Below are 14303 nucleotides of genomic sequence, written 5' to 3'. Positions count from 1 at the left end.
CAACCATGCTGCGTGAGTTGTCGATAAGGAATTTAGCGGTAATTGAAGAAGTGAACGTTACTTTTCACCAAGGCTTTCATGTGTTGACAGGAGAAACAGGAGCTGGTAAATCGATCTTAATTGATGCCCTAAGCTTGCTGGTAGGCGGCAGAGGGTCCGCAGACATGGTTCGTTACGGATGTGACAAGGCTGAGATGGAGGCGTTATTTGATCTTCCCGGTAACCATCCGGTATGGGGCGTACTGACCAAGCTGGGGGTACATGCTTCTTGTGAGGAAATGCTGGTTATTAGACGGGAGCTTTCTGCGCATGGGAAAAGCAGCAGCCGGGTGAACGGACAGCTTGTTACGATGACGATGTTAAGGGAAATCGGCGAATGCCTTGTGAATATACATGGTCAGCATGAACATCAATCACTGCTTCGTACGGAGCAGCATTTGGAGTGGCTGGACTTATTCGCGGGTGATTTACTAATTGAACGCAAACAAAATTACCGCAGCGTATTCAGCGGGCTCCAGCAAACGAGGGCCGCACTTCGCGATTTGGAAAATTCAACAAGACAAAATGTGCAAATGCTTGATCTGTACCGGTTTCAAATCGAGGAAATTTCGAACGCGCAGCTAAAGCCGCAGGAGGATGAATTACTGGCTGAACAACGGCGCAAGCTAATGTATGCGGGGAAAAGAATGGATGCGGTTTCTGAGGCATACGATTTGCTCTACGGCGGCAAAGGTTTAGATATGGTTAGCAAGGCGGTTGCAAAACTGATTGATATTCAGACTTATGACCCGGCAAAATTAAACCCGCTGCTCGAACAGCTGCAATCGGCCTTTTATCAAGCGGAGGATGCGGCATTCCAGCTTCGTGATTATAGAGATGGAATCGAATCAGATCCAGATGAGCTGTCACAGGTAGAAGACAGACTTGATTTGATCAACGGTTTGAAACGCAAATACGGGGAGTCGATTCCCGATATTCTAGCTTATTTAGATCGAACAATGATAGATCGCGACAAAATCGAAAATCGAGACCAGCTCTTAGAGGAGCTGCGCTTAGAAGAATCCAAGCTTTACGAACAAGCATTGGTTTTGGCGAAGGAATTATCGCTGCTGCGTGAGCATGCTGCTGCCAAGCTGTCCGAGGCGATTGAGAACGAGCTGGAACAGCTTCAAATGCCGTCGGCGAAGTTCTGTGTCCAAATCGATACCACAGTCGCAGGCTCCGGTGAAACGAAGCAAATCCGTTTACATTCAAATGGGATGGATGAAGCGATCTTTATGCTCTCCACTAATCCGGGCGAACCAATGAAGCAGCTAAGCAAGATTGCTTCCGGGGGGGAAATGTCCCGGATAATGCTTGCTCTTAAGAGCATATTTGCCGAAATCGATCAAGTGCCTGTCCTTATTTTCGATGAGGTTGATACCGGCGTAAGCGGAAGAGCTGCACAAGCGATTGCTGAGAAAATGTCTCAGCTTGCATCCAAGTGCCAAGTTTTCTCCATTACTCATCTGCCTCAGGTGGCATGCATGGCCGATCATCATTATGAAATACGCAAACAGGTTATCGGTGCCCGAACTTCGACTTCCGTTAAGGAACTCCTTGATACGGTTCGCATTGATGAGCTTGCCCGTATGCTCGGCGGCGTGGAAGTCACGGAAAAAACAAGGCATCATGCACAAGAAATGCTTGATTTGGCTCACAGACAGAAAGGGGCGTAATGGAAGCCAATAAGGGAATCTTTTTGCGGACATAAAACATGCGGGTGAGGGTAACTTAAAGGTACGCCAATGGCGACATAACCTTTTTCGTCATGCGATGGAATTACAGGGAGCGTGAAATCATTGAACTCCAATCAAAGGAAGCGATGGTTTGGCCTAGTTCTCGTTTTCTTCATTTGCATGATCGGAAGCTCCACACCGTTTCAACATTTTGCCGCAATCCCGAATGAACTTCGTTTATTCTCCGGGCAGCTGAAACGATTACAATACGGAGTGCCCGTTCATGCAGAAGTAACGGTCGACCCACAAATGCTTCAGATTAACGGATCAACCAGTCATTCTTTATCCGTAAATTTGAACGAACCATTGTCACTGCAGTCGAATCAAAGCGGTCAAACCAAAATGAAAGTGAAATTATTTGGTAAAATTCCATTCAAGACCGTAAAAGTAAATGTAGTACCTGATTTACGTGTCATTCCAGGCGGGCAAACGATTGGCGTCAAGGTCAAATCATCCGGCATTTTGGTCGTAGGCCATCATCAGGTGGCTGGGAGCAACGGGATGAAGCAATCCCCGGGCGAGGCCGCAGGACTGCGTCTAGGCGATTTGATCGTAAAGATCAATGGTACGAGCATTAATCAAGTTCACAGGGTTGCAGAGCTTAGCGAGAAGGCTGGCATGGATAAACGGCCGCTCGAAGTCACTTACAAACGAGACGGTCAATTGAACAAAACGCTTTTGAATCCTGTTTTTGATGCAGAGGACAAAGCGTGGCGATTAGGGTTGTATATCCGTGATTCAGCTGCGGGGGTAGGCACGCTTACTTTTTATGCTCCTGATCAAGGCGTATACGGAGCACTAGGGCATGTAATTACCGATATGGACACGCAAACACCTATCGATGTCGGAGAAGGCCAGATCTTACAGTCCAGCGTTACGTCCATTAACAAAAGCCAAAATGGCGAGCCGGGAGAAAAAAGAGCGCATTTTGTGAAAGAAAGCAAAATATTAGGTAACGTGGAGCGGAATACACCTTTTGGTATTTTCGGCAAAATGAATGAAGTTCCAACGCATAGCTACAGCGAGAAATCGGTTCCCGTCGCTTTTGCCGAAGATGTTAAAGAAGGTTCGGCGCAAATTTTGACTGTTGTGAATGGACAGAAGGTTGAACGTTTTGATATTGAGATCGTTCATGTATCCAAGCAATCTGGCCCAGCAACAAAAGGTATGGTAATTAAAATAACGGACAAGCGTTTGCTAAGCAAAACAGGCGGCATTGTTCAAGGAATGTCAGGAAGTCCAATTATTCAAGACGGGAAGTTAGTGGGAGCCGTTACACATGTTTTCGTTAATGATCCTTCGTCTGGTTATGGCTGCTTTATCGAGTGGATGCTTCAGGATGCAGGCGTTTTGTTGAAATCAGCAAATGGATTTACCGGTGAAGCTGCATAATAAGCATTTGATAAATAAAACGTCTGCTTAAGCTGTGGTAAAGCTAAAGCAGACGTTTTTTTCGCTGCGGATCCTTTAAATTAAAAACCGCGTGAGTATTCAAATGAGCAATGAAATTTGTCGAAACAAAACGAATGGAATCGGTACATGTAATAAATTTTTAATTATATCGAATCGGCTTAAAAAAATAAAGAAAAATAATTTTCGACAGAAGGAATTCAACTCTACATGTCGAAAACTTTAAGCAGACAACTAGTGAGCGTAATCATCAATATCATTAAGAGGAGGACCACAACTTGCATAAGATCGAAGTATTATTAGCAGATGACAACCGGGAATTTACTAACCTGTTATCGGAATACATATCCGAACAAAGTGATATGAGTGTGAGTGGAGTCGCGTACAACGGAGAAGAGGTTCTTAGACATTTGGAGGAAACGAGAAATTGTCCGGATGTACTTATCCTAGATATTATTATGCCTCATTTAGACGGATTGGGTGTTCTCGAGCGTCTGAAAGAAATGAACCTTTCCCCCATGCCAAAAATTATTATGCTGACTGCTTTTGGTCAAGAAAATATTACGCAAAAAGCGGTACAGCTTGGTGCCTCTTATTATATTTTGAAACCATTCGATATGGATATTTTAGCTAACCGGATTCGCCAACTAGTTGGTAATCCAACGTATTCCTCAACGGGCAGCTTTACGACCAGCTCATCCTCGTTGAAATCGAATGTGGTGCCTATTCCAAAAGGAAAAAACCTAGATGCCAATATAACAAGCATCATTCATGAAATTGGCGTACCAGCGCATATCAAAGGCTACCAATATTTGCGTGAGGCAATTACAATGGTATACAACAACATTGAAATTCTTGGCGCAATCACCAAAACACTGTATCCTGCAATCGCAGAAAAATTCAAAACAACGCCATCCCGCGTTGAACGCGCAATCCGTCACGCGATCGAAGTCGCTTGGACGCGCGGCAATATCGACAGCATCTCTCACTTGTTCGGCTACACCATCAACATCAGCAAATCAAAGCCCACGAATTCGGAGTTCATTGCGATGGTGGCTGATAAGCTGCGGATTGAGCATAAAGTTAGCTGAGAGGGGGGGGAATTAAGGTAACGGTTATGAGTTTCGAATTTTTGGAAGGCGTTTACAGTCAGAACGGATTTGGCGGTAAATACTAAAGTTCGTTACGATACCGACTCTATTTTCTTCTTTGTGGTCTTTTAAACAATACCGCTATTTTATTGGGTTTGAGATAACCCGATGGAGCAGCGGTATTTTTTATGGATATCATTGGTTGTTTGCGAGGTTGCCGGAAGTAATTTCATGAAGAAGATTGGAGACGGCGTGCAAAAAGCGACGGATAACGCTGGAATATATGCTGGAGAGTTTGCTAACGGCACATTGGTGTGGCTGCGGGGATTGTAACTAGTAACAATCAAAAACAGAAAACGGTTTTAAAGATAATCGAATAACGAATAACATTACATAGTTCTGTATGGCAATTGAAGCTTTAACGATTGAGGCCGAGACAACAATTGTCTCGGTTTTCTTATTGCAGCTTATGAGGAACAAAAAAAAAAGGCCCTCTTAGGATGCCTTAGTTGTAAACAACTCTACGGTTTAAATAAACGTTGTTCCCATATTTCTTGATTAAACCCGTAGATTCTGCTTTGATAAAGCTATGGATTTCTTTTAAACGCTGTGTCTTTGGCTGAATGGTTTCTTTTACTTTCCCGTCTACGGTAACGTCGAATACGATGGTCATCTTAGCACCTCTTCTTTTTATGATAGTCTTATCTTAACCCTGATCTATTTCGACATCATAAAATGAAATGCTGACAAATGTAATCTTATTTAAAAAGCATCATCGCAATGTAAATTAACCGAATAGAGGTGGCAGGATGAAGGCGGTATATGCTGGAAGCTTTGATCCCATAACGCTTGGCCATGTTTCTGTTATCGAAAGGGCTTTCCAATTGTTTAGCGAGGTCCATATTATTGTTGCTAACAATCGCTCGAAAAAACATCATTTTACGATCGATCAGCGAACTGAACTGGTAGCTTTGTCTATTCCTCAGGAAGAAAAGCTGCAAATTGTTCCATATGAGGGAATCGTGGCGGATTATATTAATAAGAATGACATCAACGTTGTAATCCGGGGGATCCGAAATGCTACGGATCTTGAATATGAGCTGCAGCTTGAGCAATATATTCGAAATACGACGATGGCCGATACGATTTATTTGTCGCCATATACGCATTACATGCAAACAAGCAGCTCGTTAGTCAGAATGTTTCTAATGTCTGACAAAACAGAGCTGGCGGCAACCTACATGGTGCCCAAAGCTTATATGCAGATGCTTGAATACGTGGATTAACAGTGATTAAACATCATTGAAAATACAAACAAAAGAAAACCGCCAATCAGGGATCATAACAGATCCAAGCTTGGCGGTTTAATTAATGATGCTAGCTTTGCGGCTTCGGCGGACGAGGACGCTTCTGCTTGAAGCGGGGAGCGACATAATTGCGTTTGCGGTCGCGGAAAAAGGTCCAGCCGGCAATAAAGCCTGCGCCTGCAGCAAACATGATAAAGCCTAGCAAAAATTTCAGCCATTCAAAATCCGGCGTAATGGTTGTGTCGCCAAATTCGGAAAAATAAACGAATATGGAATCTTTCATTTTTAAAAAACCAAAGCAAGCAAGCAGTCCGGGAATAACGAGCATGAGGATTGCAATAAAACGGGCAGCTACTAATTTCATAAATACAGTGTCTCCTTATCGGTCAAAATATACAGTTAGCTCTATCATACCTTTTTACGCAGGGAGTGTCTATTTCGCAAAACGACGATGCCTTTGGCCGTAAAAACAGGTACAATAAGGATGAATGTCATGTTACAATGCCAATGGGCACATTAGGGTACGAAAAAGAATAGGCAATACCAGCATATAGCGAAGGTAATGACGGAGGGAATGATATTATGGCAATACAGGTAGACGTGGCTGTACTCGGTGGCGGACCAGGAGGATATACGGCAGCCATTCGCGCAGCACAACTAGGCAAATCGGTAGCGATTATAGAAATGGACAAACTCGGAGGAACTTGCTTACATAAAGGATGTATTCCAAGTAAATCGCTGCTCCGCAGCGCGGAAGTGTATTCTACCTTGCTCGAAGCAAGCTCATACGGCATACAAGTTGCTGACGGAGCCGTTTCATTGGATTTCGATAAGGTTCAGGATCGAAAGCTGCAGACCGTGGAGCAGTTGTTCAGAGGTCTTCAAAGCTTGATGAAGAAAAACGGAATTCAAATCATACAAGGGAAGGGAAGAGTAATCGGCCCTTCCATTTTCTCGCCGCGCAGCGGTTCGCTGGCTGTCGAACTGCCAGATGGGGAGATGGAGTCGGTCGTATCAACCAATCTCATCATCGCCACAGGATCAAGACCCCGCAACTTGCCGGGATTGACGCCGGATGGCGAATATATCATGTCGAGCGACGAAGCGTTGGTGATGGACAAGCTGCCAAGCTCGATCATCATCGTCGGCGGAGGCGTGATCGGCGTGGAGTGGGCATCGATGCTTCAGGATTTCGGAGTGCAGGTGACGTTGGTAGAAGCAGGCTCGCGCTTGCTGCCGGGCGAGGACACCGAGGTTTCGGCAGAGCTGACCAGGCTGCTTGGCAAGCGCGGAGTACGTATACTAACAGGCGTACAGCTGCAAACTGACCAATATAAAGGTGAAAACGGCGAGGTTTCTATCGTGGCCGCCACAACGGACGGTGATGTCATGCTAACGGCTGAGAAGCTGCTGGTTTCTGTCGGGCGCCAAGCGAATGTTGAAGGCATCGGCCTTGAAAATACCGACATCCGCACAGTAAATGGCATGATCGAAGTCAATGCTTACGGCCAAACGAGCGAGCCGCATATTTATGCCATCGGGGATGTCATTGGCGGAGTACAGCTTGCGCATGCCGCAGCACATGAGGGATTAATCGCGGCTGAGCACATTAGCGGGGAGAAGCCGGCAGCCGTTGAAGCACATCTTATTCCTAGATGCATTTACTCACGTCCCGAAATTGCTTCCTACGGATTAACAGAGGATGGCGCGCGCGCGAAGGGCCATGATATCAAGACGGGTAAAATACCGTTCCAAGCGATCGGCAAGGCACTAGTTATGGGAGAGAAGGACGGATTCGTCAAAGTAATAGCCGATCGGAAGACGAATGATATCGTCGGCGTTCATATGATCGGAGCCCATGCGACGGATTTAATATCTGAGGCGGCGCTGGCGAGTGTTCTGAACGCGACGCCTTGGGAGGTCGGCCAAATGATTCACCCGCATCCGACGCTTGCAGAGGCGCTTGGTGAAGCCATGCTTGCGGTTGACGGCAACGCAATTTCGTTCTAAGGAAGACTGTTTTCTTTTTGAATCAAATGGAGTTATAATGTATATGATCAAGTCTTAGTACCAGGTTACAATAGAGCTTAAAAAAAGGAGGAACACCTTATGACCCAATCTGCTTCCACTGGGCAAAATGTTCGTCATTTGGAATTAGGGCTTAGCGATGAGCAAGCAATTGATATGTACGCAACCATGGTGACAGCACGTAAGTTTGACGAGCGCATGCTGCTCCTGCAGCGCGCGGGTAAAATTAATTTCCACGTTTCCGGTGTTGGTCAAGAAGTGGCGCAGGTAGCAGCAGCTTATGCGCTCGATCGGGAAAATGATTATTTTTTACCGTATTACCGCGATTATGGCTTTGTGCTGTCCGTCGGAATGACGCTGCGCGATTTATTGCTGTCGGTATTTGCGAAAGCCGAAGATCCTAATAGCGGCGGGCGCCAGATGCCGGGCCACTTCGGCTCCAAGAAGCTGCGTATCGTAACGGGGTCAAGCCCGGTAACGACACAGGTTCCTCATGCGGTAGGCATTGCTCTTGCGGCAAAAATGAAGAACAATCCGCTCGTCAGCTTCGTGACCTTCGGCGAAGGCTCAAGCAATCAGGGGGATTTCCACGAGGGCTGCAACTTTGCAGGCGTACACAAGCTGCCTGTTATTTTCATGTGCGAAAATAATCAATACGCCATATCGGTGCCTATACATAAGCAGCTTGCAGGTACGGTTGCTGACCGTGCCATCGGCTATGGCTTCCCTGGTTACCAGGTAGACGGAAACGATGCGCTGGAAGTTTTCCGTGTCGTTAAGGAAGCTCGCGAGCGCGCTATTGCAGGAGAGGGTCCGACCCTTATTGAAGCGTTAATGTACCGGATCTCTCCGCATTCAACATCGGATAATGACCTTGCTTACCGCACGAAGGAAGAGGTTGATCTCAATCGGGCGAAAGACGGCATACCTAAATATAAGCAATACCTCATAGATTGCGGTATTTGGAATGAGGAGCTTGAGACGGAGCTTTTGGCCAAAATCCGCAAGTTGCTTGACGAAGCTACTGAATATGGCGATAAAGCGCCGTTTCCGACGCCGGAATCTACATTGCTACATGTTTATGCGGATGATGCAGAGCAAGGAGGCAAGGAATAATGGCAGTTATCGAATATATTGACGCTATTCGGCAGGCAATGAAAGAAGAAATGCAGCGCGACGAGGATGTGTTCGTACTCGGAGAGGACGTTGGTCTTAAAGGGGGCGTATTCACGACGACGAAAGGGCTTCAAGAGCAGTTCGGCGAGATGCGTGCGCTTGATACGCCGTTAGCGGAGTCAGCCATCGCAGGCGTCGCCATCGGTGCGGCAATGTATGGAATGAAGCCGATAGCGGAAATGCAGTATTCTGATTTCATGTTCCCAGCGACGAATCAAATTATTAGCGAAGCGGCCAAAATCCGTTACCGCTCAAATAACGATTGGACATGTCCGCTTGTTATCCGTGCCCCGATTGGCGGAGGAGTATTTGGCGGACTGTATCATTCGCAATGTCCGGAGTCCGTCTTTTTCGGCACACCGGGTTTGAAAATCGTTGCGCCTTACCGCGCGTATGACGCAAAGGGCTTGCTGAAGGCCGCAGTACGCGATCCTGATCCCGTGCTATATTTTGAAAATAAAAAATGCTATAAGCTCATCACCGGAGAAGTTCCCGATGAGGATTATATTGTCCCGATCGGGAAAGCGAACGTTCTTCGCGAAGGCGATGACATCACGGTTATCGGTTATAGCCTGCCGCTTCATTTTGTCGAGCAGGCAGCTGCCGAACTAGCGGGCGAAGGCATCAGCGCTCATATTCTCGATTTGCGTACGCTTCAGCCTCTTGATAAAGAAGGTATACTCGAAGCGGTCCGTAAAACGGGCAAGGTGCTTATTATCCACGAAGATAATAAGACGGGCGGCGTTGGCGCGGAAGTATCCGCGATTATAGCGGAAGAGCTGCTGTACGAGCTGGATGCTCCGATTATGAGGCTTTGCGGACCTGACGTGCCTGCGATGCCGATCAACCCGCCTGGCGAGAAATTTTTTATGCTCAATAAAGAAAAAGTAAAAGAAGCGATGCGTCAGCTAGCGCTATATTAGAATACCAGGGGATATAAGAACCAATATATCCAAGCATAAATGTCACCGCGAAACGTATGCTGCGCCGCCAGAGGACGGCGGTTGCCGATTACGCTGGCGCCAGTAGGGAGATGTGAAACATGAAAACAATGACGGAAATCGTCGTGCCGCAGCTTGCGGAATCGCTCGTATCGGCCACCATTGATAAATGGCTGAAGCAGCCAGGCGACTGGGTCGATATTTATGAGCCTGTCTGTGAGATTATTACCGACAAAGTAAATGCGGAATTACCTTCTACCGTAGCTGGCAGGCTTGTAGAAATTTTGGTCGGCAAAGGCGAAACCGTACCAGTAGGTTCGGCAATCTGCATTATCGAAACGGAAGGCTCGGTTGGTGGCGCTGCAAATGCAGCCGATGACGGCAAGCCGGTTCCATCAGCTCAAGCTGCTAACCCGCAAGCAGGCGGTGCTGAATTGGAAGATGCACCTATGCGCAATCGATTCTCGCCGGCTGTGCAGAAGCTGGCGGCCGAACACTCTATCCGCCTGACGGATGTCCCGGGAACAGGGCTTGGCGGGCGCATTACCCGGAAGGATGTTCTTGCTTATATCGAGGCTGGAGCAGGTAAAGGCACCCACACATCAGGCGGAAACAACGCCGCGCAGGCGCCTCGTACGGTAGATGCAGCCGCACAGGTCCGTTCCTCTGGACTCCATTTTTCGGAAACGCCAAGATTCCCGAAAATCGAAGTAGAGGGCGCTTCAGGTGCAGGCCGAGGCGATAACTTCATCGATGTAACGCCTATTCGAAATACGATAGCGCGCAACATGAGACAAAGCGTGAGTGAGATTCCGCATGCTTGGACGATGATTGAAGTGGATGTCACCAATCTTGTTTTGCTACGTAACAAACTGAAAGACGACTTTATGAAGCGCGAGGGCATTAATCTAACTTATTTAGCTTTCTTGCTCAAAGCTGTCGTAAATGCGATTAAAGACGTGCCGATCATGAATTCGATGTGGGCGGTAGACAAGATTATCGTTAAGCGCGATATCAATATCGCTCTCGCTGTAGGAACGGAAGATTCCGTGCTTACTCCCGTTATCAAAAATGCCGATCACAAAAACGTCGCGGGCCTGGCCAAAGAAATCGAAGAACTTGCGCGTAAGACAAGAGAAGGCAAGCTGACATTGTCTGATATGCAAGGCGGTACGTTTACCGTTAATAATACAGGCTCGTTCGGTTCGATTTTATCCTATCCGATCATCAATTACCCGCAGGCGGCTATCTTAACGTTTGAATCGATCGTGAAGCGTCCTGTGGTCATTAATGATATGATTGCGGTTCGTTCCATGGCCAATTTATGTCTTTCTCTTGATCATCGGATTTTGGACGGCGTTATCTGCGGGCGTTTCTTGCAGCGTGTGAAGGATAATTTGGAGAGCTTTAATTTAGAAAGCAAATTGTATTAGAAAAGGGGAACACCATCATGGCTGAAGCGGATAACGCAATAAGCTTGAGACGGCTGGATGCCCATTATATAGGCATGCTCGAATACGCGCAGGCGTGGGAGCTGCAAAAAGCATACGTGAAGCAAATAGACCAGGAGGAGCGGGAGCAATCGCTGCTCCTTCTTCAGCATCCGCCTACGTATACAATGGGCTCGGACAAACATCCGGAGCATTTGCTCCTCGATGAGGCGCAGCTAAAAGAACGTGGGATTGCGTTGTTCCAAATCGATCGCGGCGGAGACATTACCTATCATGGTCCAGGTCAGCTGGTGGGTTATCCGCTTTTGTATTTGGAAGCGGAAGGTCTTGATTTGCATGCTTATTTGCGCAGCTTGGAGCAAGTCATTATTAATTGGCTCAGCGAGTATGGTATAGAAGCCGGCAGAAAGCCGGAATATACAGGAGTGTGGGTAGGCAATCTCAAGATTGCAGCCATAGGCGTGAAATTTAACAAAGCGCGCAAGCGGCGCGGCTTTATTACGAGCCACGGCTTTGCGCTAAATATTAAATCAGGGATTGCTGAGGAGGGCTTTAGCGGGATCATTCCTTGCGGAATCCAACAATTCGGCGTAACCTCGTTCAATGATTTAACAGGTCTCGAGCTATCGGTAGAGGAAGCGGCGAAGCAGCTGCTCCCTCATTTTGTCAGCGAATTTAAATGTGAAATGGATTTAATAAAGAAATAACGAACCAATACCGGCCATCAAGGTTGTTACAATGAGTGCGGTTACGACTAAAATGGCAACGATTCGAATCAAACGTTGTCTGCGCATTAGGAAAACCCCTTTCTTGATTTGGAACATCATCCATTGTTATGAGCTTGTCATTACTCTATTGTATACGAAAGTAACGGACGGAGGAAACGTTAATGATTGCAAAAGACCGTTTAGTGCATGAATTTATGGAATTGGTACAGGTGGATAGCGAAACGAAAAATGAACAAGAAATCAGCCGTGTGCTTAAGCAAAAGTTTGAGTCGCTGGGCTTAAAGGTTAGCGAGGATGATGCGGCAGCCAAGACCGGACACGGAGCAGGAAACATGTTTGCCATATGGGAAGCGGAAGGTGCCGGAGCCGCTGCGCCGACTATATTTTTCACCTGCCACATGGACACGGTTACGCCAGGCGTCGGCATTAAGCCGCAATTGGATGCGGACGGCTACATACGGAGCGATGGCACGACGATTTTAGGCGCGGATGACAAAGCGGGTATTTCTGCTATATTTGAGGCCATACGCGTCGTTCAGGAGCAGTCGCTGCCCCACGGCCGCATACAATTTGTCATTACGGTCGGCGAGGAATCAGGACTGCTGGGCGCACGCGCTTTGGATGCCTCTAAGCTGGAAGCGAAGTTTGGATATGCCTTGGATTCGAACGGTGCAATAGGTGATATTGCGGTTGCTGCACCAACGCAGGCGAAAGTAACGATCAAAATGTATGGACGTTCGGCACATGCCGGCGTCAATCCAGAAGACGGCATAAGCGCAATACAAGTGGCGGCAAAAGCGATTGCAAGAATGCCGCTTGGCCGTATCGATAATGAGACGACTGCGAATATCGGGCGTTTTGAAGGCGGAGGCGCTACAAATATCGTGTGCGATTATGTAAAGCTGGATGCCGAAGCGCGTAGCATTGTACAGCATAAGCTGGACGATCAGATCGAAGCGATGAGAAAAGCGGTAGTGAGCGCAGCGGAAGAGTTTGGAGCACGGGGAGAGCTGGAGAGCGAAGTGATTTACCCGGCTTATCAGTATGATGATGAGGATCCGGTCGTGCAGCTGGCCAAAAAAGCGATCATCGCCATCGGCCGCACGCCGCGCACTTTCCACTCTGGCGGAGGCAGCGATGCGAATATTTTTAACGGATTAGGCATTCCGACCGTCAACCTGGCGGTAGGCTATGAGCATATCCATACGACGAAAGAACAGATCAAGGTAGAAGACCTAGTCAAAACAACCGAGCTTGTCGTAGAGATCATTAAGCAGGCTGCAGAAGCTGAATAGTGAAAAGCAGAGGGCAGTTGGATTGCTTTAGCTGCCGAACATGACAGAAAGCCCTTCAATCATGCGGCTCAGCGCAGGCTGAACGCAGATGGAGGGTTTTTGTCTATGCGTTGAACCTGCGCTTTAATTTGTTTTTTCCAAGGGGACACGTCGCACGCTGATGACGCCTGTATATTCGGACATGGGTGTCCGGGATAATGATGAAGCAGAAAGTTTGCGAAGCTGATGCCTGATTTCCCAACCCTTGCCCACTAAACGCAAATGATTCAACGCAACATATTGTTTCATATTAATCGCCCCTGTCAATTTGATATAATGATAGTTATGCAGCGGCAGGACAAGTTATGCGCAGTAAACATCCACAATTAAGGGAGAGATTACGATTGGAAGAGCAACAACCGAGTGTTTTATGGCGAGAAGAAACAATTAGTACAGAGCCTATATTTGAAGGTAAAATGATCACGCTGCAGGTGGATACCGTAACGCTTGCGGATGGCAGAACAGCGACAAGAGAAATCGTAAAGCATCCCGGAGCTGCTGCGGTTATGGCATTATTGGATGGAAAGCTTCTTGTGGTCGAGCAGTTTCGCAAGCCGCTTGAAAAATTCCAAATTGAAATCCCGGCTGGCAAGCTTGATCCCGGAGAAGATCCGTTAACGGCGGCAGCACGCGAGCTTGAAGAGGAGACGGGTTACCGTTCCAATGAATTGCAGCTATTGAGCGCATTCTATACCTCACCAGGCTTTGCCGATGAGAAGCTTTATATCTATTTCACGGACAAGGTAGAGCAAGGCGTGCAAAACCCGGACGACGATGAAGATCTCAAAGTTGAAGCGATTACGCTCGAGCAAGCCGAAGCCTACATACAAGAGGGACGCATCAGCGATGCGAAAACGATTTTAGCTGTCTACGCCTGGAAATTATATAATCTGACAGGTCGGCTGTAGCCGGCCTTCTTTTCTAACTATATACCCGTCATACCCCGCATTAACTCTTCATACAATACAATTAAAAAGACAACCCCTTTACGTTTTGTTCGACGACATTACCCATTGAAGAAAACGGATTTTATTTGAGATAGATGAAAATAAAATAGTT

14 protein-coding genes are annotated in these 14303 nt (G+C 47.1%); 11 read left to right on the top strand and 3 right to left on the bottom strand.

Features of this window, described 5'->3' with window-relative positions:
- Positions 1–5 precede the first annotated feature (5 nt).
- From recN to spo0A, 3 genes are all read left to right on the top strand, one after another.
- Positions 6–1718, top strand: a complete 1713-nt coding sequence (gene recN / locus ACN6MW_RS00820; RefSeq protein WP_419873813.1) for a DNA repair protein RecN — start codon at positions 6–8, stop codon at positions 1716–1718.
- Positions 1719–1841: 123 nt separating this feature from the next.
- Positions 1842–3170: a SpoIVB peptidase gene (spoIVB, locus tag ACN6MW_RS00815; protein WP_419873812.1), complete on the top strand. Its 1329-nt coding sequence runs from the start codon at positions 1842–1844 to the stop codon at positions 3168–3170.
- Between the two features lie 296 nt (positions 3171–3466).
- Complete coding sequence (spo0A, locus tag ACN6MW_RS00810; RefSeq protein ID WP_419873811.1) at positions 3467–4279, top strand: sporulation transcription factor Spo0A; 813 nt, start codon at positions 3467–3469, stop codon at positions 4277–4279.
- A 505-nt stretch (positions 4280–4784) separates the two neighbouring features.
- Here spo0A and ACN6MW_RS00805 read toward each other — a convergent pair.
- Positions 4785–4952 (bottom strand): mechanosensitive ion channel protein MscL, encoded by a 168-nt coding sequence (locus ACN6MW_RS00805; RefSeq protein ID WP_364149012.1) that lies wholly within the window; start codon positions 4950–4952, stop codon positions 4785–4787.
- Between the two features lie 136 nt (positions 4953–5088).
- Here ACN6MW_RS00805 and coaD point away from each other — a divergent pair, with 136 nt between their 5' ends.
- Positions 5089–5565, top strand: coding sequence for a pantetheine-phosphate adenylyltransferase (gene coaD / locus ACN6MW_RS00800; RefSeq protein WP_419873810.1), 477 nt, complete (start codon positions 5089–5091; stop codon positions 5563–5565).
- Positions 5566–5656: 91 nt separating this feature from the next.
- Here the strand turns inward: coaD and ACN6MW_RS00795 are convergent, their stop codons facing one another.
- Complete coding sequence (locus tag ACN6MW_RS00795) at positions 5657–5950, bottom strand: DUF2627 domain-containing protein (RefSeq protein ID WP_308996699.1); 294 nt, start codon at positions 5948–5950, stop codon at positions 5657–5659.
- 218 nt (positions 5951–6168) lie between these two features.
- Here ACN6MW_RS00795 and lpdA point away from each other — a divergent pair, with 218 nt between their 5' ends.
- The 6 genes from lpdA to ACN6MW_RS00765 all read left to right on the top strand — a co-directional run bounded on the left by lpdA (position 6169) and on the right by ACN6MW_RS00765 (position 13205).
- Entirely contained in the window at positions 6169–7596 is a 1428-nt protein-coding gene (lpdA, locus tag ACN6MW_RS00790; RefSeq protein WP_419873809.1) for a dihydrolipoyl dehydrogenase, read from the top strand.
- A 99-nt stretch (positions 7597–7695) separates the two neighbouring features.
- Positions 7696–8730, top strand: coding sequence for a thiamine pyrophosphate-dependent dehydrogenase E1 component subunit alpha (locus ACN6MW_RS00785; RefSeq protein WP_364149007.1), 1035 nt, complete (start codon positions 7696–7698; stop codon positions 8728–8730).
- On the top strand, positions 8730–9713 hold the full coding sequence (locus ACN6MW_RS00780) for an alpha-ketoacid dehydrogenase subunit beta (RefSeq protein ID WP_419873808.1): 984 nt from the start codon (positions 8730–8732) through the stop codon (positions 9711–9713). Before ACN6MW_RS00785 ends, ACN6MW_RS00780 begins: the two co-directional genes overlap by 1 nt.
- A gap of 119 nt (positions 9714–9832) precedes the next feature.
- Positions 9833–11164 carry a dihydrolipoamide acetyltransferase family protein gene (locus ACN6MW_RS00775; RefSeq protein ID WP_419873807.1) on the top strand — a complete coding sequence of 444 codons (1332 nt, stop codon included), beginning with the start codon at positions 9833–9835 and terminating at the stop codon, positions 11162–11164.
- A 17-nt stretch (positions 11165–11181) separates the two neighbouring features.
- On the top strand, positions 11182–11889 hold the full coding sequence (gene lipB / locus ACN6MW_RS00770; protein WP_419873806.1) for a lipoyl(octanoyl) transferase LipB: 708 nt from the start codon (positions 11182–11184) through the stop codon (positions 11887–11889).
- A gap of 182 nt (positions 11890–12071) precedes the next feature.
- Positions 12072–13205, top strand: a complete 1134-nt coding sequence (locus ACN6MW_RS00765; protein WP_419873805.1) for a M20/M25/M40 family metallo-hydrolase — start codon at positions 12072–12074, stop codon at positions 13203–13205.
- A 123-nt stretch (positions 13206–13328) separates the two neighbouring features.
- Here ACN6MW_RS00765 and mciZ read toward each other — a convergent pair whose 3' ends face one another.
- The gene (gene mciZ, locus ACN6MW_RS00760) at positions 13329–13493 is read right to left on the bottom strand and encodes a Z-ring formation inhibitor MciZ (RefSeq protein WP_419873804.1); all 165 of its coding nucleotides are present in this window, start codon (positions 13491–13493) and stop codon (positions 13329–13331) included.
- Between the two features lie 95 nt (positions 13494–13588).
- Here mciZ and ACN6MW_RS00755 point away from each other — a divergent pair, with 95 nt between their 5' ends.
- Entirely contained in the window at positions 13589–14152 is a 564-nt protein-coding gene (locus tag ACN6MW_RS00755) for an NUDIX hydrolase (RefSeq protein ID WP_364148997.1), read from the top strand.
- Positions 14153–14303 lie beyond the last annotated feature (151 nt).

The organism is Pristimantibacillus sp. PTI5 (genome assembly GCF_048572955.1).
Taxonomy (GTDB): Bacteria; Bacillota; Bacilli; order Paenibacillales; family Paenibacillaceae; genus Pristimantibacillus.
This window is presented reverse-complemented; position numbering and strand designations above follow the sequence as displayed.

What these genes read in the sequence shown, in the direction of transcription:
- recN (WP_419873813.1), top strand. Translation starts at nt 6, where the DNA reads ATGCTGCGTGAGTTGTCGATAAGGAATTTAGCGGTAATTGAAGAAGTG.
- ACN6MW_RS00805 (WP_364149012.1), bottom strand. Translation starts at nt 4,952, where the DNA reads ATGACCATCGTATTCGACGTTACCGTAGACGGGAAAGTAAAAGAAACC.
- coaD (WP_419873810.1), top strand. Translation starts at nt 5,089, where the DNA reads ATGAAGGCGGTATATGCTGGAAGCTTTGATCCCATAACGCTTGGCCAT.
- ACN6MW_RS00795 (WP_308996699.1), bottom strand. Translation starts at nt 5,950, where the DNA reads ATGAAATTAGTAGCTGCCCGTTTTATTGCAATCCTCATGCTCGTTATT.
- lpdA (WP_419873809.1), top strand. Translation starts at nt 6,169, where the DNA reads ATGGCAATACAGGTAGACGTGGCTGTACTCGGTGGCGGACCAGGAGGA.
- ACN6MW_RS00785 (WP_364149007.1), top strand. Translation starts at nt 7,696, where the DNA reads ATGACCCAATCTGCTTCCACTGGGCAAAATGTTCGTCATTTGGAATTA.
- ACN6MW_RS00780 (WP_419873808.1), top strand. Translation starts at nt 8,730, where the DNA reads ATGGCAGTTATCGAATATATTGACGCTATTCGGCAGGCAATGAAAGAA.
- ACN6MW_RS00775 (WP_419873807.1), top strand. Translation starts at nt 9,833, where the DNA reads ATGAAAACAATGACGGAAATCGTCGTGCCGCAGCTTGCGGAATCGCTC.
- lipB (WP_419873806.1), top strand. Translation starts at nt 11,182, where the DNA reads ATGGCTGAAGCGGATAACGCAATAAGCTTGAGACGGCTGGATGCCCAT.
- ACN6MW_RS00765 (WP_419873805.1), top strand. Translation starts at nt 12,072, where the DNA reads ATGATTGCAAAAGACCGTTTAGTGCATGAATTTATGGAATTGGTACAG.
- mciZ (WP_419873804.1), bottom strand. Translation starts at nt 13,493, where the DNA reads ATGAAACAATATGTTGCGTTGAATCATTTGCGTTTAGTGGGCAAGGGT.